General features: G+C 72.2%; 16 protein-coding genes. 10 read left to right on the top strand and 6 right to left on the bottom strand.

From position 1 onward, the window contains the following. Positions 1-77 precede the first annotated feature (77 nt). The gene (locus tag ACZ56U_RS16885) at positions 78-596 is read right to left on the bottom strand and encodes a GNAT family N-acetyltransferase (RefSeq protein ID WP_469084764.1); all 519 of its coding nucleotides are present in this window, start codon (positions 594-596) and stop codon (positions 78-80) included. Next, the gene (locus ACZ56U_RS16880) at positions 593-2,146 is read right to left on the bottom strand and encodes an MFS transporter (protein WP_469085055.1); all 1,554 of its coding nucleotides are present in this window, start codon (positions 2,144-2,146) and stop codon (positions 593-595) included. Before ACZ56U_RS16880 ends, ACZ56U_RS16885 begins: the two co-directional genes overlap by 4 nt. Before the next feature lie 521 nt (positions 2,147-2,667). On the opposite strand from ACZ56U_RS16880, the gene ACZ56U_RS16875 reads away from it, so the two are divergent. The 3 genes from ACZ56U_RS16875 (at position 2,668) to mfd (ending at position 9,766) form a co-directional block, all read left to right on the top strand. Further along, entirely contained in the window at positions 2,668-3,456 is a 789-nt protein-coding gene (locus tag ACZ56U_RS16875) for an ABC transporter ATP-binding protein (RefSeq protein WP_469084763.1), read from the top strand. After that, entirely contained in the window at positions 3,453-6,017 is a 2,565-nt protein-coding gene (locus ACZ56U_RS16870) for an ABC transporter permease (RefSeq protein WP_469084762.1), read from the top strand. Before ACZ56U_RS16875 ends, ACZ56U_RS16870 begins: the two co-directional genes overlap by 4 nt. A 218-nt stretch (positions 6,018-6,235) precedes the next feature. Beyond that, positions 6,236-9,766: a transcription-repair coupling factor gene (mfd, locus tag ACZ56U_RS16865; protein WP_469084761.1), complete on the top strand. Its 3,531-nt coding sequence runs from the start codon at positions 6,236-6,238 to the stop codon at positions 9,764-9,766. An 81-nt stretch (positions 9,767-9,847) separates the two neighbouring features. Here the strand turns inward: mfd and ACZ56U_RS16860 are convergent, their stop codons facing one another. After that, positions 9,848-10,441: a TetR/AcrR family transcriptional regulator gene (locus tag ACZ56U_RS16860; protein WP_469084760.1), complete on the bottom strand. Its 594-nt coding sequence runs from the start codon at positions 10,439-10,441 to the stop codon at positions 9,848-9,850. 150 nt (positions 10,442-10,591) lie between these two features. On the opposite strand from ACZ56U_RS16860, the gene ACZ56U_RS16855 reads away from it, so the two are divergent. After that, a complete protein-coding gene (locus ACZ56U_RS16855; RefSeq protein WP_469084759.1) occupies positions 10,592-11,497 on the top strand; it encodes an SCO6745 family protein in 906 nt (301 codons plus the stop codon). A gap of 32 nt (positions 11,498-11,529) precedes the next feature. Then, positions 11,530-12,039: a hypothetical protein gene (locus ACZ56U_RS16850; RefSeq protein WP_469084758.1), complete on the top strand. Its 510-nt coding sequence runs from the start codon at positions 11,530-11,532 to the stop codon at positions 12,037-12,039. Between the two features lie 99 nt (positions 12,040-12,138). On the opposite strand, the gene ACZ56U_RS16845 is transcribed toward ACZ56U_RS16850, so the two are convergent. Continuing rightward, positions 12,139-12,324: an antitoxin gene (locus ACZ56U_RS16845; protein ID WP_469084757.1), complete on the bottom strand. Its 186-nt coding sequence runs from the start codon at positions 12,322-12,324 to the stop codon at positions 12,139-12,141. A 226-nt stretch (positions 12,325-12,550) separates the two neighbouring features. On the opposite strand from ACZ56U_RS16845, the gene ACZ56U_RS16840 reads away from it, so the two are divergent. Together ACZ56U_RS16840 and ACZ56U_RS16835 are read left to right on the top strand one after the other, a co-directional pair. Continuing rightward, positions 12,551-13,282, top strand: a complete 732-nt coding sequence (locus tag ACZ56U_RS16840; protein WP_469085054.1) for an HNH endonuclease family protein — start codon at positions 12,551-12,553, stop codon at positions 13,280-13,282. A gap of 43 nt (positions 13,283-13,325) precedes the next feature. After that, on the top strand, positions 13,326-14,069 hold the full coding sequence (locus tag ACZ56U_RS16835; protein ID WP_469084756.1) for a GNAT family N-acetyltransferase: 744 nt from the start codon (positions 13,326-13,328) through the stop codon (positions 14,067-14,069). A gap of 67 nt (positions 14,070-14,136) precedes the next feature. Here ACZ56U_RS16835 and ACZ56U_RS16830 read toward each other — a convergent pair whose 3' ends face one another. After that, positions 14,137-14,913, bottom strand: coding sequence for a hypothetical protein (locus ACZ56U_RS16830; protein ID WP_469084755.1), 777 nt, complete (start codon positions 14,911-14,913; stop codon positions 14,137-14,139). A gap of 260 nt (positions 14,914-15,173) precedes the next feature. Next, on the bottom strand, positions 15,174-15,875 hold the full coding sequence (locus ACZ56U_RS16825) for a hypothetical protein (RefSeq protein WP_469084754.1): 702 nt from the start codon (positions 15,873-15,875) through the stop codon (positions 15,174-15,176). Between the two features lie 282 nt (positions 15,876-16,157). Between ACZ56U_RS16825 and ACZ56U_RS16820 the strand changes: the two genes are divergently transcribed. The 3 genes from ACZ56U_RS16820 (at position 16,158) to ACZ56U_RS16810 (ending at position 20,760) form a co-directional block, all read left to right on the top strand. After that, positions 16,158-18,362, top strand: a complete 2,205-nt coding sequence (locus ACZ56U_RS16820; protein WP_469084753.1) for an N-6 DNA methylase — start codon at positions 16,158-16,160, stop codon at positions 18,360-18,362. A 215-nt stretch (positions 18,363-18,577) separates the two neighbouring features. Continuing rightward, positions 18,578-19,228, top strand: a complete 651-nt coding sequence (locus ACZ56U_RS16815; RefSeq protein ID WP_469084752.1) for a hypothetical protein — start codon at positions 18,578-18,580, stop codon at positions 19,226-19,228. Positions 19,229-19,266: 38 nt separating this feature from the next. After that, positions 19,267-20,760 (top strand): protein kinase domain-containing protein, encoded by a 1,494-nt coding sequence (locus ACZ56U_RS16810; RefSeq protein WP_469085053.1) that lies wholly within the window; start codon positions 19,267-19,269, stop codon positions 20,758-20,760. The last annotated feature ends 162 nt before the right edge of the window (positions 20,761-20,922 follow it).

Genomic DNA, 20,922 nt, shown 5'->3' with positions numbered 1-20,922 from the left:
GGGGACGTCGTGGCGTGGTCGAGCGGTGGCCCACCTGGCCCCGCCCGCCTGGCCACGGACACGCCGAGGCGTGGCCCTCAGTCGACGAGCCCCACGCGCGCGTAGCGCACGCCGGGCCGTTCCATCAGCGTGATCCGCTCCACGCACACGAACCCGTTGCGCTCCAGCACCGTCCGGGACGCCGTGTTGTCCTCGGTCGTCCGCGCCGTCAGGGACGTCAGCGCGTACGTCGTCCCCGCCACCCGGCACAGCTCGGCCACCGCGGCCGTGGCGACCCCGCGCCGCGCCACCCGCTCCCCGACGCGGTACCCCAGCTCCGCCGAACCGTCCGCCGCGTCCATGAGGTTGACCCGGGCGAGCAGCGTGCCCTCCTCGTCCAGGACGACGTGGAAGTGGCTGATGCCCGCCTCCTGTTCCGCCAGCAGCGCGCGGTGCCGCTCGGCGAACCCCGTCGGCGTGAAGTACGCGTCGCCCCGGTCCGGCACCGTCCGCGCGAAGTACGCGCGGTTCTCCCGCTCGAAGGCCAGCAGCGCGGCCGCGTGGTCCTCCCGCAGCCGTTCCAGCCTCAGCCCTGTCCAGCCCGTCCCGCACCTCATTCCGTGATCACCGGGAACCTCCGCGGCGCCAGTACCAGCAGGACCAGGAACGCCAGCGCCGCCGCCCCCGCCGCCCCCAGGTACACCGCGTGCACCGCGTCCGCCACCGCCCGCCGCAGCGGCTCCGAGCCGGTCCCCGAGTCCAGCGCCCGGGTCACGGAGTCGAGGTCGCTCGCGCCGCCCAGGCGGGCCGCGAGGACCCCGTTGGCGACCGCGCCGAAGAGGGCGGCGCCGACCGTCTGGCCGGTCTGGCGGCAGAAGAGGACGGAGGCGGTGGTCGTGCCCCGCTCCGACCACACCACCGTCGACTGCACGCCGATGATCAGCGGGAGTTGGAACAGGCCCAGCGCGCCGCCCAGCAGCAGCATCAGCAGGGTCGGCTGCCAGGCCTCGCCGGGGTAGGGCAGGAAGGGGAAGGCGAGCAGGAGCAGCGAGGCCGTCCCCATGCCCAGCATCGCGGTGTTGCGGAAGCCGATGCGCCGGTACACGTGCTGGCTCAGGGCCGCCGACACCGGCCAGCTCAACGTCCAGACGGTCAGCACGAATCCGGCGGCCACCGGCGCGAGGCCGAGCACGGACTGGGCGTACGTCGGCAGGAACACCGTCGGAGCCACCATCAGCAGGCCCAGCGCGCCCAGGGCGAGGTTGACCGCGGCGATCGTACGGCGGCGCCACACCCAGCCCGGGATGATCGGCTCGGCGGCCCGGCGCTCGACGAGAACCACCAGCGCCGCGAGCGCGAGTCCCGCGGCGAACAGGGCCAGGGACGGCGTCGACAGCCACGGCCAGGCCACCCCGCCCTGCACCAGCGCCGTCAACAGGACGCCTCCGCAGGCGAACACGGCCAGCGCGCCCGCCCAGTCGATGCGGGGACGCGCGCGCGGCTCCCGCTTCGGCTCGTGCAGGAAGCGGACGATCAGCCACAACGCCACCGCCCCGACCGGGAGGTTGACCAGGAAGATCCAGCGCCAGTCGGCGTACGCCACCAGCAACCCGCCCACCCCGGGGCCGGCCACCGCGGACACCGCCCACACCGTGGAGAGCTTGGACTGGATCTTCGGGCGGTCCTTCAGCGGGTACAGGTCCGCCGCCAGCGTCTGGACCGTGCCCTGGAGGGCGCCGCCGCCCAGGCCCTGCACGATCCGGAACGCGATCAGCGAGCCCATGTCCCAGGCGAGCGCGCACAGAAGCGAGCCGAGCAGGAACAGGGCCGCGCCCGCGATCAGCACCGGTTTGCGGCCGAAGGTGTCGGAGAGCTTGCCGTACACCGGCAGGGTCACCGTCACGGCCAGCAGGTAGCCGGAGAAGAGCCACGAGAAGACGGAGAAGCCGCCGAGGTCGCCGACGATCTGGGGGACGGCCGTGGAGACGATCGTGGAGTCGAGGGCCGCGAGGGCCATGGCGAGCATCAGCGCGGCGACGACCGCGCCGCGGCGGGCTCGGGAGGCCGGCGAGGGCGCCCCGGACGCGGCCCCCGGCCCGGACGCGGCCCCCGGCCCGGACGCGGCCCCCGGCCCGGACGCGGCCCCGGTTCCGGCCGGGCCCGATATGTCCTCCTGGCCCACGTCCCCCTGCCCCGTCTCCCCCTGGTCCACAGGAGTTCCCTTCCCCTTGCACCTATCCGCCGCGGAACACCCTCTCACTTGCCCCTCACGTCGCGGCAGGGTGCAGCCTGAGGGGACCAAGGAGGGACCGCCGGGCGGAGCGGACCCCGAGACCGGCTCCACCCAGAGGTGGATCGCCCCTAGGGGTACCTCCGTACTACGGCTGGGGGAGGGTTCGTACCGCCGGAGGACGAGACGGCACCGGTGCCGTCCTTAATCTGGCTCTACGCCGCTGAGGGCGGGTCAGGGACGGGGGTCCGGGCCGGTCCGGGGCGGTGGACTCCAGCCGCGGGGGTGGGGTTTTCCCCAGCAAAAGACTGCGCTGAGCACCAGCGCGCCGGACCACCCGCCGAGACCAGACTCATCCATGAAGCACCAAGCGCGACGCACCGGCTGACCGGCGCGGGTGACGCGTCCACCGGACCGGCCCACGCGACGCCATGACTGACCGACATAGGAGACATACCGTGACATCGGCTGTGACCATCACCAGGCACGGGGGCACTGGAGGGACTACGGCCGTTGCCGCGCGGGCGCGGCAGGTCGTCAAGGCGTACGGGTCCGGCGAGACTCGCGTCGTCGCCCTCGACCACGTCGACGTGGACATCGCTCGCGGACAGTTCACCGCGATCATGGGCCCCTCGGGCTCCGGTAAGTCCACGCTCATGCACTGCCTCGCCGGACTCGACACCGTCTCCTCCGGGCAGATCTACCTGGACGAGACCGAGATCACCGGGCTGAAGGACAAGAGGCTCACCCAACTGCGCCGGGACCGGATCGGGTTCATCTTCCAGGCGTTCAACCTGCTGCCGACGCTGAACGCCCTGGAGAACATCACGCTGCCCATGGACATCGCCGGGCGCAAGCCCGACAAGCAGTGGCTCTCGCGCGTGGTGGACACCGTCGGACTCTCCGACCGGCTCAAGCACCGGCCCACCCAGCTCTCCGGCGGTCAGCAGCAGCGCGTCGCCGTGGCCCGGGCGCTGGCCGCGCGGCCCGAGATCATCTTCGGTGACGAGCCGACCGGGAACCTCGACTCCCGGGCCGGCGCCGAGGTGCTGGGCTTCCTGCGCACGTCGGTCGACGAACTCGGGCAGACCATCGTGATGGTCACGCACGACCCCGTCGCCGCCTCCTACGCCGACCGCGTGCTGTACCTCGCCGACGGCCGGATCGTCGACGAGATGCTCAAGCCGACCGCGGAAGCCGTCCTGGACCGCATGAAGGACTTCGACGCCCGGGGGCGTACCTCATGACCGTCCTGAAGACCTCGATGCGCAACTTCTTCGCGCACAAGGGCCGCATGGCCCTCTCGGCCGTGGCGGTACTGCTGTCGGTGGCGTTCGTTTGCGGCACGCTCGTCTTCACCGACACGATGAACACGACGTTCGACAAGCTCTTCGCGACCACCGCGTCCGACGTCACGGTCTCCGCCAAGGAGGCCAAGAGCGACGACACCCCGCAGAACGGCAAGCCGCTGTCACTGCCGGCCTCGACGGTCGAGCGGGTCGCGAAGGCCAACGGCGTCAAGTCGGCCGAGGGCGCGGTCAGTTCGTCGAGCGTGACCGTCGTCGACAGCGAGAACGACAACATGGGCTCGTCGACCGGCGCGCCCACCTTCGCGGGCAACTGGACCAAGAGCGACCTGCGTTCCATGGAGATCACCTCCGGACACGCGCCCCGCGGGCCGACCGAGATGATGGTCGACGCGGACACCGCCGACAAGCACGACCTGAAGCTCGGCGACGAACTGCGCACCATCTCCGTCGTCGGTGACTTCAAGGCGAAGATCGTCGGCATCGCCTCCTGGAAGGTGACCAACCCCGGTGCCGCGGTCGTCTACTTCGACACCGCCACCGCCCAGCGTGAACTCCTCGGCTCCGAGGGCAGGTTCACCCAGGTCTACGCCACCGCCGCGACCGGCGTCAGCGACGAGCGGCTCAAGCAGAACGTCACGCAGGCCCTGGACGGCTCGTACAAGATCCAGACGGCCAAGGAGAACGCCGACGAGAACCGTGCGGACGTCGGCGAGTTCATGAACGTCATCAAGTACGCCATGCTCGGCTTCGCCGGGATCGCGTTCCTGGTCGGCATCTTCCTGATCATCAACACCTTCTCGATGCTGGTCGCCCAGCGGACCCGCGAGATCGGCCTGATGCGGGCCATCGGTTCCTCCCGCAAGCAGGTCAACCGCTCGGTGCTGGTGGAGTCCCTGCTCCTCGGCTTCGTCGGCTCGATCCTCGGCGTCGGCGCCGGAGTCGGGATCGCCGTCGGGCTGATGAAGCTCATGGGCATGGCCGGCATGAACCTCTCCACCGAGGACCTCACGGTCAAGGCGACCACCCCGGTGGCCGGCATGATCCTCGGCGTCGTCGTCACCGTCCTCGCCGCCTATCTGCCCGCCCGCCGGGCCGGCAAGGTCTCCCCGATGGCCGCGCTGCGCGACGCCGGTACGCCGGCCGACGGCAAGGCGGGCTGGGTGCGCGGCCTGATCGGCCTGGTGCTGACCGGTGCGGGCGGCTTCGCCCTCCTCGCCGCGGCCAACGCCGACAAGGCGAAGGACGGCTCGCTGATGCTGGCCGCCGGAGTGGTGCTGTCCCTGATCGGCTTCGTCGTCATCGGTCCGCTGCTGGCCGGCGGGGTGGTCCGGGTGATCAGCGCGGTGCTGCTGCGGGCCTTCGGCCCGGTCGGCCGCATGGCCGAGCGCAACGCCCTGCGCAACCCGCGCCGCACCGGCGCCACCGCCGCCGCCCTGATGATCGGGCTCGCCCTGGTGGCCTGTCTGTCGGTGGTCGGCTCCTCGATGGTCGCCTCGGCCACCAGCGAGCTCGACAAGTCGGTCGGCGCGGACTTCATCGTCCTGGGCGACGAGCGGATCGTCCCGCAGGCCGAGAAGGCGATGGAGCAGAGTCCGGGCCTGGCCCACGTGACCTCGTACAAGGAGCTCAAGGCGACCCTGACCTCGCCCGACGGCAAGAAGGACACCGACGGCGTCACCGCGGCCGACCCCTCCTACGCCCAGGACCTGCGCCGGGCGACGACGGCGGGCACGCTCTCCGCCGCCTACGGCAAGGACTCCATGTCGGTCGGCTCCGACTACGCCAAGGCCCACGGCGTCCACGTCGGCGACACCATCAGCGTCGCCTTCAACGGCGGATCCACCGCGAAGCTGAAGGTCGCCGCCATCACCGACGACAGCTCGGCGCTGGACCAGGGGGTGCGCTACGTCAGCATCGAGACGATGAAGAAGTACGTCCCCGCCGACCAGATCCCGCCGAACACGATCATGTTCGCCAAGGCGAAGCCGGGCCAGGAGAAGCAGGCCTACGCGGCGCTGAAGAAAGCCCTCGACGAATACCCGCAGTACCAGGTCCGCGACCAGACCGACTACAAGGACGACTTCAAGGACCAGGTCGGCCAGCTCCTCAACATGGTCTACGGCCTGCTCGCTCTCGCGATCATCGTGGCGGTCCTGGGCGTCGTGAACACCCTGGCCCTGTCGGTGGTCGAGCGGACCCGCGAGATCGGCCTGATGCGGGCGATCGGCCTCTCCCGCCGCCAGCTGCGCCGCATGATCCGCATGGAGTCGGTGGTCATCGCCCTCTTCGGAGCCCTGCTGGGCCTGGGGCTCGGGATGGGCTGGGGCGCCACGGCCCAGAAGCTCCTCGCGCTGGAGGGCCTGAACGTCCTCGACATCCCCTGGCCGACGATCATCGGGGTGTTCATCGGCTCGGCCTTCGTGGGCCTGTTCGCCGCGCTGATCCCGGCGTTCCGCGCGGGCCGCATGAACATCCTGAACGCGATCGCCACCGAGTAGCGGCTCCGGCAGCCCCGTCGAACGGGGGTTCAGGGCCCGGCACCGAGAAGTCACGGGGGCTTCTCGGCGCCGGGCCCTGTCGTGCGCTTCCCCCGCCGGGGCCCGTGCTCGCTCCGCAAGGTGATACGAGCCCCGGCGACGTACCCTGGGAACCCCCGCCCCGTACTGCGTGTCGGGCCCTTCGTGTTGCCCACCCCCCTGGATGGAAGCGCCCCTCCATGAGCTTGCACGGTCTGCTCGACGCCGTCGTCAAGGACACCGCCCTCGCGGAAGCGATCACCGCGGCCGCAGACGGCAACCGCATGCACGTCGACCTGGTCGGCCCCCCGGCGGCCCGCCCCTTCGCGATCGCCGCCCTCGCCCGTGAGGCCGGCCGCCCGGTCCTCGCGGTGACCGCGACCGGCCGCGAGGCGGAGGACCTGGCCGCGGCCCTGCGCTCCCTGCTCCCGCCGGAGGGTGTCGTCGAGTACCCGTCGTGGGAGACCCTCCCGCACGAGCGCCTGAGCCCCCGCAGCGACACCGTGGGCCGTCGGCTCGCCGTCCTGCGCCGGCTGGCGCACCCGCGCCCGGAGGACCCCGAGACGGGCCCCGTGTCGGTGGTCGTGGCACCCGTGCGCTCCGTGCTCCAGCCCCAGGTCAAGGGCCTCGGCGACCTGGAGCCGGTGGCCCTGGGCACGGGACAGACGGCCGACCTCGACGAGGTCGTCGAGGCGCTGGCCGCGGCCGCCTACGCGCGCGTGGAGCTCGTCGAGAAGCGCGGCGAGTTCGCCGTCCGCGGCGGCATCCTGGACGTCTTCCCGCCCACCGAGGAACACCCGCTCCGCATCGAGTTCTGGGGCGACGACGTCGAGGAGATCCGCTACTTCAAGGTCGCCGACCAGCGCTCCCTGGAGGTCGCCGAGCACGGTCTGTGGGCCCCGCCCTGCCGCGAGCTGCTCCTCACCGACGACGTCCGCGCGCGTGCGCGGGCCCTCGCCGAGGAGCACCCCGAGCTGGGCGAGCTGCTCGGCAAGATCGCCGAGGGGATCGCGGTGGAGGGCATGGAGTCCCTCGCGCCGGTCCTCGTCGACGACATGGAGCTGCTGATCGACGTACTGCCCAAGGGCGCCATGGCCGTCGTCTGCGATCCCGAGCGGGTACGCACGCGTGCCGCGGATCTCGTGGCGACGTCGCAGGAGTTCCTCCAGGCCTCCTGGGCGGCCACGGCGGGCGGCGGCGAGGCGCCGATCGACGTCGGCGCGGCCTCCCTGTGGTCGCTCGCGGACGTCCGCGACCAGGCCCGCGAGCTGGACATGATGTGGTGGTCGGTGTCGCCGTTCGCCGGGGACCTGGAGCTGGAGGCGGACACCCTCCAGCTCGGCATGCACGCCCCCGAGACCTACCGAGGCGACACCGCGAAGGCCCTCGCCGACACCAAGGGCTGGCTGGCCGAGGGCTGGCGCACGGTCTTCGTGACCGAGGCGCACGGCCCGGCGGCCCGTACGGTCGAGGTGCTCGGCGGCGAGGGCATCGCGGCCCGGCTGGAAGCCGAACTGGGAGAGATCTCCCCCTCGGTCGTGCACGTGGCGTGCGGCTCGATCGACTACGGCTTCGTCGACGCCGCGCTGCGGCTCGCCGTCCTCACCGAGACCGACCTGACCGGCCAGAAGGCGGCCGGCAAGGACGGCGCCCGGATGCCCGCCAGACGCCGCAAGACGATCGACCCGCTGACCCTGGAGGCCGGCGACTACATCGTCCACGAGCAGCACGGCGTGGGCCGCTACATCGAGATGGTGCAGCGCACCGTCCAGGGCGCCACGCGCGAGTACCTCGTCGTCGAGTACGCCCCCGCCAAGCGCGGCCAGCCCGGCGACCGCCTCTACATCCCCACCGACCAGCTGGAGCAGATCACCAAGTACGTCGGTGGCGAGGCGCCCACGCTGCACCGCCTCGGCGGCGCCGACTGGACCAAGACGAAGGCCCGCGCGAAGAAGGCGGTCAAGGAGATCGCCGCGGACCTGATCAAGCTGTACAGCGCGCGCATGGCGGCGCCCGGCCACACCTTCGGCCCCGACACCCCCTGGCAGCGCGAGCTGGAGGACGCCTTCCCGTACGCGGAGACCCCGGACCAGCTGACGACCATCGCCGAGGTCAAGGAGGACATGGAGAAGTCGGTCCCGATGGACCGGCTCATCTGCGGCGACGTCGGCTACGGCAAGACGGAGATCGCGGTCCGGGCCGCCTTCAAGGCCGTCCAGGACGGCAAGCAGGTCGCCGTCCTCGTCCCGACGACCCTGCTGGTGCAGCAGCACTTCGGGACCTTCTCCGAGCGGTACTCCCAGTTCCCCGTCGTCGTGAAGGCCCTCAGCCGCTTCCAGACCGACACCGAGGCGAAGGCGGTCCTGGAGGGCCTGCGCGAGGGCTCGGTGGACGTCGTCATCGGCACCCACCGCCTGTTCTCCTCCGAGACCAAGTTCAAGGACCTCGGCCTGGTCATCGTCGACGAGGAGCAGCGCTTCGGCGTCGAGCACAAGGAGCAGCTGAAGAAGCTGCGCGCCAACGTCGACGTGCTGACGATGTCCGCGACCCCCATCCCGCGCACCCTGGAGATGGCCGTCACCGGCATCCGCGAGATGTCGACGATCACCACCCCGCCGGAGGAGCGCCACCCGGTGCTCACCTTCGTCGGCCCCTACGAGGAGAAGCAGATCGGCGCGGCGATCCGTCGTGAACTGCTGCGCGAGGGCCAGGTCTTCTACATCCACAACCGGGTCGAGTCGATCGACCGGGCGGCCTCCCGCCTGCGCGAGATCGTCCCCGAGGCGCGCATCGCGATCGCCCACGGCCAGATGTCGGAGCAGGCCCTCGAACAGGTCGTCGTCGACTTCTGGGAGAAGAAGTTCGACGTGCTCGTGTCGACCACGATCGTCGAGTCGGGCATCGACATCTCCAACGCGAACACGCTCATCGTGGAGCGCGGCGACAACTTCGGCCTCTCCCAGCTGCACCAGCTGCGCGGCCGGGTGGGACGTGGCAGGGAACGCGGCTACGCCTACTTCCTCTACCCGCCGGAGAAGCCCCTCACGGAGACCGCCCACGAGCGCCTCGCGACCATCGCCCAGCACACGGAGATGGGCGCGGGCATGTACGTGGCGATGAAGGACCTGGAGATCCGGGGAGCGGGCAACCTGCTCGGTGGCGAACAGTCCGGCCACATCGCGGGCGTCGGCTTCGACCTGTACGTGCGCATGGTCGGCGAGGCGGTGGCGGACTACCGGGCGTCCCTGGAGGGCGGCGTGGAGGAGGAGCCGCCGCTGGAGGTCAAGGTCGAGCTCCCGGTCGACGCCCACGTCCCGCACGACTACGCGCCCGGCGAGCGGCTCCGCCTCCAGGCCTACCGCTCGATCGCCTCGGCCACCACCGAGGACGACGTCAAGGCCGTACGCGAGGAACTCGTCGACCGCTACGGCAAGTTGCCGGAGCCGGTGGAGAACCTGCTGCTGGTCGCGGGCCTGCGGATGCTGGCCCGCGCGTGCGGCGTCGGCGAGATCGTCCTCCAGGGCACCAACATCCGCTTCGCGCCCGTGGAGTTGCGCGAGTCCCAGGAACTGCGGCTCAAGCGGCTCTACCCCGGGACCGTCATCAAGCCGTCGGCGCACCAGGTGCTGGTGCCGCGTCCGAAGACGGCCAAGGTGGGCGGGAAGCCGTTGGTCGGGCGGGAGTTGCTGGGGTGGGTCGGGGAGTTCCTGGCGTCGGTGCTGGGGTCGTAGGGGAGCGGGGGCGCGGGGCGCGGGGGCGCGCCGGTGCCCTCGGGCGGCGGGCCGGTGTCCTCGGGTCGTGGGCCGGTTCCCTCAGGTGGTGGGTCGGAACAGCATCGTCGCCAGGGCGCGGAAGACGTCCTCGGGGTCCTTCTCGCCCACCGGCCCGTCCAGGTTGTGGCCCAGGAGGAGCGTGGCGAAGCCGTGGGCGAGGGACCAGGCGGCGACTCCGGCGAGGCGGGGGTCCAGGCCGAGGCCCTCGGGGTCGACCTGGGACACGGCCTCGCGCAGGGCGTCGGTGGCCAGGGCGCGGGCGGTGGTGAGTTCGAGGTCGTCGGGGCGCAGCAGTCCGGGCGCGAACATCACCTGGAAGTGCGCCGGATGCTCACGCGCGAAGCGTACGTAGCGCACGCCCGCCTCCTTGAGGTCGGCCGTCTCACGGAGGGCGCTCGCCAGCAGCCCGAACCCCTCGGCCGCGATCGCCGTGAGCAGACCGGTGCGGTCCCCGAAGTGGTGCGCGGGGGCCGCGTGGGAGACCCCGGCCCGGCGGGCGAGGTCGCGCAGGCTCAGCGCGGCGGGGCCGTCGGCGGCGATGACGTCGAGCGCGGCGCTGAGGACGGCGCGGCGCAGGTCGCCGTGGTGGTAGGGGCGGCGCGAGGCCGTCTTCTTCGTGTCCGCGGATGCCATGGTCGCCAGCGTACGCCCCATCTAGGCATTGACAAGTTCGGGCGGCTCGGTCAATCTTGTCAGTGTCAAGTTATGGGCGGGTCCAGGCTGTGGGTCGCGCTGTAGATCAGCTGTGGATCGCGGGACTCGGACACGACGGGGAGGCATGCCATGTCACAGGGCGAGCGCGGGACCGGTGCCGTGACCACCGGGATCGATCCGGCACGCGTACGTCAGCTCTGGCACCTGCTGGAGCCCCTGCACGCGGTGCTGTACTACGCGCCCGAGGTCTTCGAGGAGGCCGCGGACCTCGGATACGACACCAAGGAACGCTGGCCGAGCTACTTCCCGCTCCGCGCGGCCCCGTTGGGGACGGTGGGCGCCGAACGTGTGACCTCCGCCTTCTACAGCTTCAGCCCCCGGATGGTCGCCGAGCACATCGACTCGGCGTGGGGCGTCGCGAGCCCCGAGGCGGTGCTGGCCGCCCGACTGCGGGGGGTCGACGGGGCGTACCGCGCGATATTCGGCGAAAGCGTCGACAGCCCCGAGCTGGCGGAGGCCGCCGCCCTCGCCCGCCGCGCCGCCGAAGCGGTGAGCACCGCGGGCCGCCCCCTCGCCGCGGCCAACGCCGAGCTGGAGTGGCCCACGATCCCGCACCTCCAGCTGTGGCACGCGGCGACGATCCTGCGCGAGCACCGCGGCGACGGACACCTCGCGGCCCTGCTGCTCGCCGACCTCGACCCGGTCGAGTCGCTCGTCTCCTTCGCGGCGATAGGCGCCGCCTCCGCCGAGCGCTTCGAGAGCCGCGGCTGGAGCGGCGCGCAGTGGTCGGCGGCGCGTGACCGCCTCGCCGCCCGGGGCCTGGTCGACGAGGACGACAGTACGGCGACGGAGGCGGGCCGCGCCCTGCGCGACCAGGTCGAGCGGGACACCGACCGACTCGCCGCCGCCCCCTGGCAGTCGCTCGGCCAGGCCGACACCGACCGCCTCGTGGAACTGCTCGGCGACTACTGGGTGGCAGTCCTCTCCTCCGGCCTGCTCCCCTCGGAGACCACGCTGGGCATCGGAAAGGTCTGAAGCCCGGGACGCGCCGGGGAGGGGAGGGGCGGATGTCCGACCTGCTGTGGGACGAGGTGAAGGAGTACTTCGACCCGTACGAGATGGGCTCGCTGCCGGACCTGCGCGTCCCGCACACCTCCGCCGACGGCTGGCAGGCGGTGCTCGACCTCGTCGTCGAACGCGGCTGGGACCACGAGTACGTGGAGGGCACAACCGTGCTCCCGCTGCCACGGGCCGCAGGCGTCCTGGCCCGACCCCGGGACGCGGAGTGCCCCCAACTGCGGGTCTGGCCGGCGGCGGGCATGCTCGCGGTCTTCCGCTTCCTCGGGGAGGAGGAGATCGACTTCGACATGGACCTGCGGGAGTTGCAGGGGCAGCAACGGCTGGACCTGCTCTGTGAGTTCCTGCGGACGATCGGCAGGCGGCTCGGCAAGCCGGTGTTCATGGATCCCGAGGGGGCCTACGGTCATCCGTTCCTGGCGTTCGACGCGGAGACGGACCGGGTCGTGTTCCTGGGGTGCGGTCCCGGCGGGAAACGCGAAGCCGTCCGCGGGAGTTGAGCCTGTGCGGACGGCCTCGGTCTCATGGTGGTTCAGGGGACCCCGGCCCGGGCGAGTTGCCCGGCAGGGATCTCGTGCGCCTCCGTGGGTCTGCTGGTCCTACGGCTGTTGGGGCCGGTCGCGGTCCATGCCCATCGCGCCTTCGATCTTCTGCTGCGCGTTGTCGACCTGGCCCTCGTGCTTGTTGCCCGTCCTGTCGTTGACCTTGCGTTCCGCCGCGTCGGACGCGCCCTTGGCCTTGTCCTGCGCCATGCGGTTGCTCTTGAACCTGTCGAGGATGCCCATCCAGAGCTCCTTCCGGAGGTGACTCAGCAAAGACGATACGCCCGACTTGAGAGGTACGCCCCTTTAGGCGCCGTAGGGGGTGGGCCCCTTGGCCAGTACGGTGAGAGCGGGCATGCGTGCCCGAGCGGGGTCCGGGCAGACGTGCCCGAGCGGGGGTGCAACCAGGAGAACAGGGGAGGGACGCACCGTGACGCGTCGGAGGGGTGGGGCGGCGGGCGCCGCGGCGATGCTCGGCATGGTCGTACTGCTCGCCGGTTGCGAGGGCGTGGAGCTGCCCGCGGACGGCGAGCCCTCCGGTGCCGGCCCGGTCGTCGGATCCGGCCGCGCGGTGAGCCCGCTGGACAACCCGGACGGCACCGGGCCGGGCCTCGCGGCCATCACCTCGGACGCCGACAGAGCGAAGGCGCGCGCCCTGATCGAGAAGGTGAAGACCAAGGGCCGCGGCCCCAAGACGGGTTACGACCGCGACGAGTTCGGCTACGCCTGGATGGACTCCGCCCCCGGCGGCATCCCCTTCTCCCGCAACGGCTGCGACACCCGCAACGACCTGCTCCAGCGCGACGGCGAAGAGGTACGCCTCCGTTCCGGCTCGGACTGTGTCGTCGTCTCCATGACGCTGGCCGACCCCTACACCGGCAAGGAGATCGACTGGGCCAAGTCCCGGGCCACGTCGGTGCAGATAGACCATGTGATGCCGCTGTCGTACGACTGGCAGATGGGCGCCTCGCGCTGGGATAAGGGCAAGCGTCAGGACATCGCCAACGACCCGCTCAACCTCATCCCGGTGGACGGCCCGACCAACGGCTCCAAGAGCGACTCGGGGCCCGCGTCCTGGCTGCCCCCGAACAAGCGGATCCGCTGCTCGTACGCGGTGCGGTTCGCCCAGGTCTCGCTGAAGTACGAGCTTCCCGTGACGACGGCCGACAAGGAGATCATGCTGCGGCAGTGCGGCGGCTGAAAACCGGTTCCCGGCCCCGGCGACGCCCGCCTACGGTGATCGCATGGAACTGAAGGTGTCGAGTCTCGCCGAACGCCCCGACGCCCATGACCGGGTGGCCGCCATGGACAACAGCTGGCCGGAGTTCGTCACCCACGACCTGGTGGGCGACCACCACTACGGCCGGATCGCCGCCGAGTTCCCCGAGTACGTGCTGTTCGCCGAGGACGAGCGGGGCGAGGTCGTCGCCACCGCGTTCAGCGTCCCCTTCGCCCTCGACACCGAGGACCGGGCCGAACTGCCCGTCCGGGGCTGGGACGAGGTGCTCCTGTGGGCCTTCGCCGACCTGCGCCGCGGGGTGCGGCCGGACACGGTCAGCGCGATCGCCGTCATCGTCCGCCCCGACCTCCAGGGCCGCGGTCTGTCCGGCCGCATGCTGTCGGCGATGCGCGACAACGCCCGCGCGCACGGCTTCAGCGAGGTCGTCGCCCCGGTCCGCCCCAACGCCAAACACCTCGAACCGCACACCCCCATCGAGGAGTACGCGCACCGCGTACGCCCCGACGGGCTCCCGCACGACCCGTGGCTGCGCGTCCACGCCCGGGCCGGCGCCACCGTCCACGCCGTGGCCCCGGCCTCCATGACCGTCGCCGCGTCGCTGGAGCAGTGGCGCCGCTGGACCGGGCTGCCCTTCGACACCCAGGGCGACGTCGAGGTCCCCGGGGCACTGGTGCCGGTGCGGTGCGAGCCGGAGCGGGGATACGCGGTGTACGTCGAGCCGAACGTGTGGATGCGGCATCCGCTGTAGCGGCACGGCACGGCACGGCACGGCACGGCACGGCGGTGCGGGGGCCCGGTGCGTGGCGTGGGGCGGGTCAGGCGCCCAGTGCGTCGAGGTCCAGGATCTCGCCGCTGGGCTTCTTCGCCGGCACGGGCTCGTCGTACGCGCCGAAGGTCAGGGTGCCCGGGTCGCTCGTGGAGGCGCTGTCCACCCGCAGGAGGTACGGCTTGCCCTCGGTGGCGACGTACAGCGTGTAGCGGTCCTTGCCGTCCCGCTCGTTCAGCGTGATCGCGGGCGTGCCGTCCACGGTGGTGGTCTTGCCGCGCGAGGCGTTCGAATCGGCGTCGTCGGCGTCGCCGAGGACCGTGTCCAGGTCGCAGAAGCCCGCGATCTCCTTCGCGTCCTCGCCCTTCGCGGACATCTTGGTCCACTTCCCCGCCAGCATGCCCACGGCCGCGTCGACGTCCGACTTCTTCTCGCCCTTGCTCTGGGCGCGCAGGAAGGCCTCGTCGTACTTCATGTAGACGGTGTCGCCGACCTTGATCAGATCGGCCTTGCCCTCGCCGCCCATGCTCATCGTGCCGGCACACTCGCCCTGCTTGTTCAGGGCCATGTCGACGGTGATGGACCCACCGGCGTCACCGTCGGGCACGTCGCCCTTCATGCGCAGCGAGGAGGCGCCGGTCGTGGCGTCGACGGCCCGGTCGGCGATCTCGCTGCCGGTCAGCCCGGCGAACGGCTCCTTGGCCTTGCTCGGCGTGCTGGACGCGCGGCCCTTGCCGTCCGTCTTGTCCTGGCCGGACTGGCAGCCGGTGAGGGCGAGGGTGGTCGCGGCGGTGAGGCAGAGAGCGGCGAGTGCGGTACGGCGCATGGGAGTTCCTCGGTGGTGTCGGGGTGTGGTGAGTGGTGAATGTGGTGCGGTGAGTTGTGGTGCGGCGGGGTGCGCCGAGGCGCCGGTGAGACGGAGACCGGGGGGCGCGGGGACGCGGGGACGCGGGGTGCGTAGGGACGCGCTGGCTGGCGCGGAAGGAGCGCGCGCGGGGTGGAAGGAGCGCGCGCGGGGTGGAAGGAGCGGTCCGGCGGGGTACTGCCGTGGGTCGGCCCCCACCGGACCGCCGTACGGGGCCGGCGTCAGCCGGTCTTCTTCCAGTCCGTGCAGCCGGACGTCTTGAAGTAGGTGTCGGAGGCGCTGATCGTGACGACGGCCGAACCGGACACGTTGTCGTTCGCGATGATCGAGTCGAGGCCGTGCTCGGCGTCCTTGGTGCGCTCCCAGTAGCACATGTCGTCCTTGTTGCCGGTGGACCCGTATGTGCCCGGCGCGATGTCGGAGTCGACTCTGAACATGCCGCCGTCGCCCGCCATTTTGGCGGCCGGGGAGCCCTTCGCCTTGGTGTCGACGGCCTCCCAGTCGTTGCAGTCGCTCGACTTGAAGAGCTTGTCGGAGGCCTTGACGGTCACGTAACTGGTGCCGGTGACATTGTCGTTGGCCAGCAGGGAGTCCATCTCGCCAGAGGCGTCCTTGGCGCGCTCCCAGTAGCACATGCCGTCGTCGTTGCCGGTGGTCCGGTAGGTGCCGGGTTTGATGTCGGAACCGACCTGGAAGTCGCCGTCCCCCTCGAAGGCGACCTTCTTCTCCTCGGCCGCCTTCGCGGCGTCCTTCTTCCCGCCACCGGAGCCGTCAGAGTTGCCGGACTTCGCCTGGGCGGACGCCGAAGAACTCTTGCCGCTGCTCGTGGTGTCGCCGCCGTTGTCGCCGGAGTTCGCCGACACGGCACCGATGACGACGATCCCCACGACGGCCCCCAGCGCGACCTTGCCCTTCATGCCCATGACTGTGTCCCCCTCCAACGCGGCGTGACAGCCGCTGTTCGGCTGCCGCTCGTTCGCTGGGTCAATAAGACCAGAGCCTGTGAACCGAGTCAACACGGTTCACGGTCTAGCTCGTGTACACGACTGTGAAGGGGTGGATCCTGTCGACGCCGCTATGCTCGGCGTCACACGCGAAGCGCACGGCAGGTGCAACAGGTGCAGCAGGTGCAGCAGGTGCAGCAGGTGCAATCAGGTGCGGGAGCGCGCGCGGGGTCACGCAGGACGACGAGGGGAGCCGGGCCCGTGCAGGACAACGCCACAGAGGTGACCGCCGCCGGAATCGCCCGGCTGGCCGGCGTCGGCCGCGCCGCCGTCAGCAACTGGCGCCGCCGCCACCCCGACTTCCCCAAGCCCGTCGGAGGCACCGAGACCAGCCCCTCCTTCGCCCTCGCCGAGGTCGAGGCCTGGCTGCGTGACCAGGGCAAACTCGCCGAGGTGCCGCTGCGCGAACGCGTCTGGCAACAGCTCTCCGGGCACCCCGACGGACCGGTCACCGCCCTCACCCACGCCGGCTGCGTCCTGCTGCTCATCCACGACCGCCCCACCGTCTGGCTGGACGCGAGCGCGGGCTCCGACGCACGGCTCGTGGCGGTGCTGACAGGAGCGCTCGCGGAGGTGCTGACACCACGGTTCGGCGCCGCGACGGCTGTGAACGCTCCGGACGCCGTGAACACCCCGGACGCCGTGAACAGCCCTGGTGCAGCGAACAGACCTGGCGCGCTGAACAACCCCGGCGCGCTGAGCAACCCCGGCGCGGCGAACCGCCCCGGTGCGGTGAACAACCCCGGCGCTGTGAACTCCGCGGCCCCTGTGAACCCCCGCCCCGCCGTTCACACCCCCACCGGCCCCCAACTCCTCCCCTCTGTCCCCCTCCTGCGCGGCGCCGCCGAACTCGCGGCCGAACTGGGCGCCCGCCAGACCTACGAGTTCCTGCTCGGCCGCCATCTCGACGCCAACCCGCGGCAGTACACGCTCACCCCCGCCGAACTCGCCGAACTCATGGCCGACCTCGCCGGCCCCGCCCGCACCGTCCTCGACCCGGCCTGCGGCACCGGCACCCTGCTGCGCGCCGTCTCCGCCCGCCCCGACCAGGAGCTGTACGCGCAGGACAGCGCCCCCGACCTCGCCGGTCTCACCGCGCTCCGGCTCGCCCTGCACGCCCGCGCCGGCGTGCACAGCGCCACCGGCGACACCCTGCGCGCCGACGCCTTCCCGGCGCTGCGCGCCGACGCCGTGCTGTGCCACCCGCCGTTCAACGAGCGCAACTGGGGGCACGACGAACTCGCCTACGACCCCCGCTGGGAGTACGGCTTCCCGGCCCGCACCGAGTCCGAGCTGGCCTGGGTCCAGCACGCGCTCGCCCGCCTCAAGGACGGCGGCACCGCCGTCCTGCTGATGCCGCCCGCCGCCGCCTCCCGCCGCTCCGGCCGCCGTATCCGCGCCGACCTGCTGCGCCGGGGCGCGCTGCGCGCGGTCGTCGCCCTGCCGGTCGGCGCGGCACCCCCGTACAACATCCCGCTCCACCTGTGGGTGCTGCGCCGCACCGAGAAGGCGCCGGCCCAGCCCGAGGTGCTGCTCGCCGACAGCGGCCGGTTCGCCGGCGAGGGGCGCGGCGGCCCCGACTGGCGTGCCGTACGCGACGCGGTGCTCGACGCCTGGCGCGCCTTCGACCGCGCGGGCACGCTTCAGGAACGCCCCGGCCTCGCGCGCTCCCTGCCCGTCATCGAACTCCTCGACGACGACGTGGACCTCGCCCCCGCCCGCCACCTCCCGCCCGCGGCGGCGGCCGAGGGCGCCGAGGCGCTCACGGCGGTACGCGAGCGCCTCGGCGAGACCCTGCGCCTGACCACCGACCTCACCCCGCCGCCCGTCGACACCGCGCAACGCGCGCGCTGGCCGCTCACCACCATCGGCGAACTCGCGCGCGGGGGAGCCCTGGTGCTGCGCACCGGCGGGAACGGCGGCCACGCGCGCGTACCCGTCCTCACCGACCACGACGTCCTCGCCGGCACCGCGCCCTCCGGCACGCTCCCCGAGAGCGACGACGAGGCCGTGCTGGTGGAGCCGGGTGACGTCGTCGTGCCCGTGCTCGGCGGCGGCTCGGTGGCGCGCGTGATCGACGACGCGAGCGGGGGCGCCGCCCTCGGGCGCAACCTCGTACTCCTGCGCCCCGATTCCGCGGCGCTCGACCCCTGGTTCCTCGCCGGGTTCCTGCGTGGCACCGCCAACAACCGCCAGGCCAGCAGCTACGCCTCCACCGCCACCCGTCTGGACGTGCGCCGCCTCCAACTGCCCCGGCTCCCGCTGGACGAACAGCGGCGCTACGGCGCGCGCTTCCGCGCACTCGACGAGTTCGAGCAGGCGCTCAGGCGCGCGAACCGGCTCGGGGACCAGCTCGTGCGCGGCATGTACGACGGCCTCACGGACGGCACGGTCGCCCCCGACTGACCCGCGCGTGACACCCCGTCGAAGCGGACGCCCGCCTTCCGTCCACCCCCGCGTGGCCACCCGTCGCCGTACGACGTGATCAGCACGACAACGGTTCGGTACAACCTTGGACCGCATGTCGTCGTCGGCCTATACGCTCGACGCGACAATCACAGGAACGGGGTTGCCGGGCGTCGGTCGCCCTCGTACGCCCACCTCAGGCACCAGGAGCAGTCATGCATGGCCACGGCTACACGCGGCCGGTGAAGCAGCCGCCCCCACCGGCGTTGCTGGTCTTCCTGCGCGTGCTGTTCGTGGTGATCTCGGTCTTCACCATCGGCCTGCTGTCCTGGGCGATGCTGCTGCGCCTGGCGCTCGTGACGCGCCGGGGGCTCGACTGGGTCCTGTTCGTGGCCTCGTTCGTCGCGATCGTCACCGGACTGGTGCTGCTCGGCACGGAGTCCGGCGAGGAGGTCCACACCGTGGGCGGCTGGACCGGCCTGTTCCTGCTCCTCGGCACGCTCGTGGCCGCGATCGCCTACTACCTCTCCGCGGACATCCGCCACTTCCACCAGCTCCGCTACGGCGACTACCCCCCGCAGCCCGCTCCGGCCCCGGCACCCGCGTACGGCTACCCGCAGGCCCAGCACCAGTCGCCGTACACCGCGGCCACCCTGCCCCAGACACCGGCGCCCGTCCCGCACAGCCCGCTGCCGCAGCCGCCCGCACCCCGCGACGCCACGCCCCACGCGCCCGTGCCCCCGGCCCGGCCGCAGCGCCCCGCGCCCGCCCGGATCGACCAGGTCCGCGCCGAACTCGACGAACTGAGCGACTACCTGCGCCGCCAGGACGGCGACCCGCGCGGCGGCCACGAGGGCGGAAGGTGAGCGTGACGACGGGACGTGTCGTCGCAGGCCGCTACGAACTGTCCACGCTCATCGGGCAGGGCGGCATGGGACAGGTCTGGACGGCGTACGACGAACGGCTCGACCGGCGCGTGGCGGTGAAGCTGCTGCGCCCCGACAAGGTGGCCGGCCAGGAGGCCGACGAACTGCGCCGGCGGTTCGTGCGCGAGTGCCGGGTGACCGCACAGGTCGACCACCCCGGGCTGGTCACCGTGCACGACGCGGGCAGCGAGGGCGAGGAGCTCTTCCTCGTCATGCAGTACGTCGACGGCGCGGACCTCTCCGACCACCTCGCCGAGCACGACCCGTACCCCTGGCAGTGGGCCGTCGCGGTCGCCGCGCAACTGTGCGCCGTGCTGAGCGCCGTGCACGCCGTGCCGATCGTCCACCGCGACCTCAAGCCCCGCAACGTCATGGTGAAGCAGGACGGCACCGTCACCGTCCTCGACCTCGGCGTCGCCTCCGTCATGGACGCCGACACCACCCGCCTCACCCACACCGGCACCCCCATCGGCTCGCCCGCCTACATGGCGCCGGAGCAGGCCATGGGCGGCGCGGTCGGCCCCTACACCGACCTGTACGCACTCGGCGTACTCCTGCACGAACTCCTCAGCGGTGACGTCCCGTTCTCCGGGTCCACGGCGCTCGGCGTCCTGCACCGGCACCTCTACGAGCCTCCGCTCCCGGTGCGGCGCCTGCGCCCCGAGGTGCCGGAGGCGCTGGAGGCACTCGTCCTGCGCCTGCTGGCCAAGGACCCGCAGCACCGCCCCGCCAGCGCGCAGGAGGTCTACGAGGATCTGGCGCTGCTCCTGCCCGCGCGCGGCACCCCCACCGGGGCGCCCCTGGACCCCACCCGCCCCTTCCTGCGCCCGCACGCCCCTTGGCCGGACCGCGCCCGCACCCCCGCGCCCCAGCCGGCGCCCGCCAGCCCGCTCGCGCCCCCCGCCGCGAAGCCCGACGTCGCGCGCGCCGTGGACGAGGTCAAGCGCCTCCTCGGCGAGGGCCGCATCACCCAGGCCGTCGACATCCTCGGCGCGATCCTGCCCGCCGCCGCCGAACAGCACGGCGAGCACTCCCCGGTCGTGCGCACCCTGCGCAAGCAGTACGCCGCCACGCTCATGGACGACGGCCAGTACCGGCGCGCGCTGCCCGAACTGCGCCGCCTCGCCGACGAACGCGCCGCCGAGGCCGGGCAGGCCGACCCCCAGTCCCTGCGCTTCCGCTACGACGTCGCCCAGTGCCTGGAACAGCTCGGCGAACCAGCGGCGGCGCTCGCCGAGTACCGCGCGCTCCTGCCGTACTACGAGAACCAGTACGTGGCCGGCGACCCCGAGCTCGCCCACGACGTCCGCCGCCGCATCGGCCACCTCCTGCTCGCCCTCGGCGACCGCGCCGCGGCCCACGACACCCTCGCGCGCCTCGTGCACGACGTCGAACGCCTGCACGGCCCCGGCCACCCGCTCGCCGTCGAGATCCGGCGCACACTGGAATGGCTGGGACAGGTGCGCGGATAGGTTTCGCCCCGTGCTTGAGCCCGTGAGCGCCACGGGTCCCGGACCGGGAGGGGGTGCCCGTCGCGTCGGGACCATGCCCCGGCCCCCCACGCGGGGCGCGGCGGTGCCCGAACTCCTGATGAATCGTTGGTCGAATGGGTTGGCCAGAGCTTGCCCACTGCC

Source organism: Streptomyces sp. NPDC034103, from assembly GCF_055575395.1.
Note: the sequence above shows the minus strand (reverse complement) of the source record. Positions and strands in the feature narration are given on the sequence as shown.

Coding starts and splice junctions, on each gene's coding strand:
- ACZ56U_RS16885 (WP_469084764.1), bottom strand. CDS start 596: ATGAGGTGCGGGACGGGCTGGACAGGGCTGAGGCTGGAACGGCTGCGG.
- ACZ56U_RS16870 (WP_469084762.1), top strand. CDS start 3,453: ATGACCGTCCTGAAGACCTCGATGCGCAACTTCTTCGCGCACAAGGGC.
- mfd (WP_469084761.1), top strand. CDS start 6,236: ATGAGCTTGCACGGTCTGCTCGACGCCGTCGTCAAGGACACCGCCCTC.
- ACZ56U_RS16860 (WP_469084760.1), bottom strand. CDS start 10,441: ATGGCATCCGCGGACACGAAGAAGACGGCCTCGCGCCGCCCCTACCAC.
- ACZ56U_RS16855 (WP_469084759.1), top strand. CDS start 10,592: ATGTCACAGGGCGAGCGCGGGACCGGTGCCGTGACCACCGGGATCGAT.
- ACZ56U_RS16850 (WP_469084758.1), top strand. CDS start 11,530: ATGTCCGACCTGCTGTGGGACGAGGTGAAGGAGTACTTCGACCCGTAC.
- ACZ56U_RS16845 (WP_469084757.1), bottom strand. CDS start 12,324: ATGGGCATCCTCGACAGGTTCAAGAGCAACCGCATGGCGCAGGACAAG.
- ACZ56U_RS16840 (WP_469085054.1), top strand. CDS start 12,551: ATGCTCGGCATGGTCGTACTGCTCGCCGGTTGCGAGGGCGTGGAGCTG.
- ACZ56U_RS16835 (WP_469084756.1), top strand. CDS start 13,326: ATGGAACTGAAGGTGTCGAGTCTCGCCGAACGCCCCGACGCCCATGAC.
- ACZ56U_RS16830 (WP_469084755.1), bottom strand. CDS start 14,913: ATGCGCCGTACCGCACTCGCCGCTCTCTGCCTCACCGCCGCGACCACC.
- ACZ56U_RS16825 (WP_469084754.1), bottom strand. CDS start 15,875: ATGGGCATGAAGGGCAAGGTCGCGCTGGGGGCCGTCGTGGGGATCGTC.
- ACZ56U_RS16815 (WP_469084752.1), top strand. CDS start 18,578: ATGCATGGCCACGGCTACACGCGGCCGGTGAAGCAGCCGCCCCCACCG.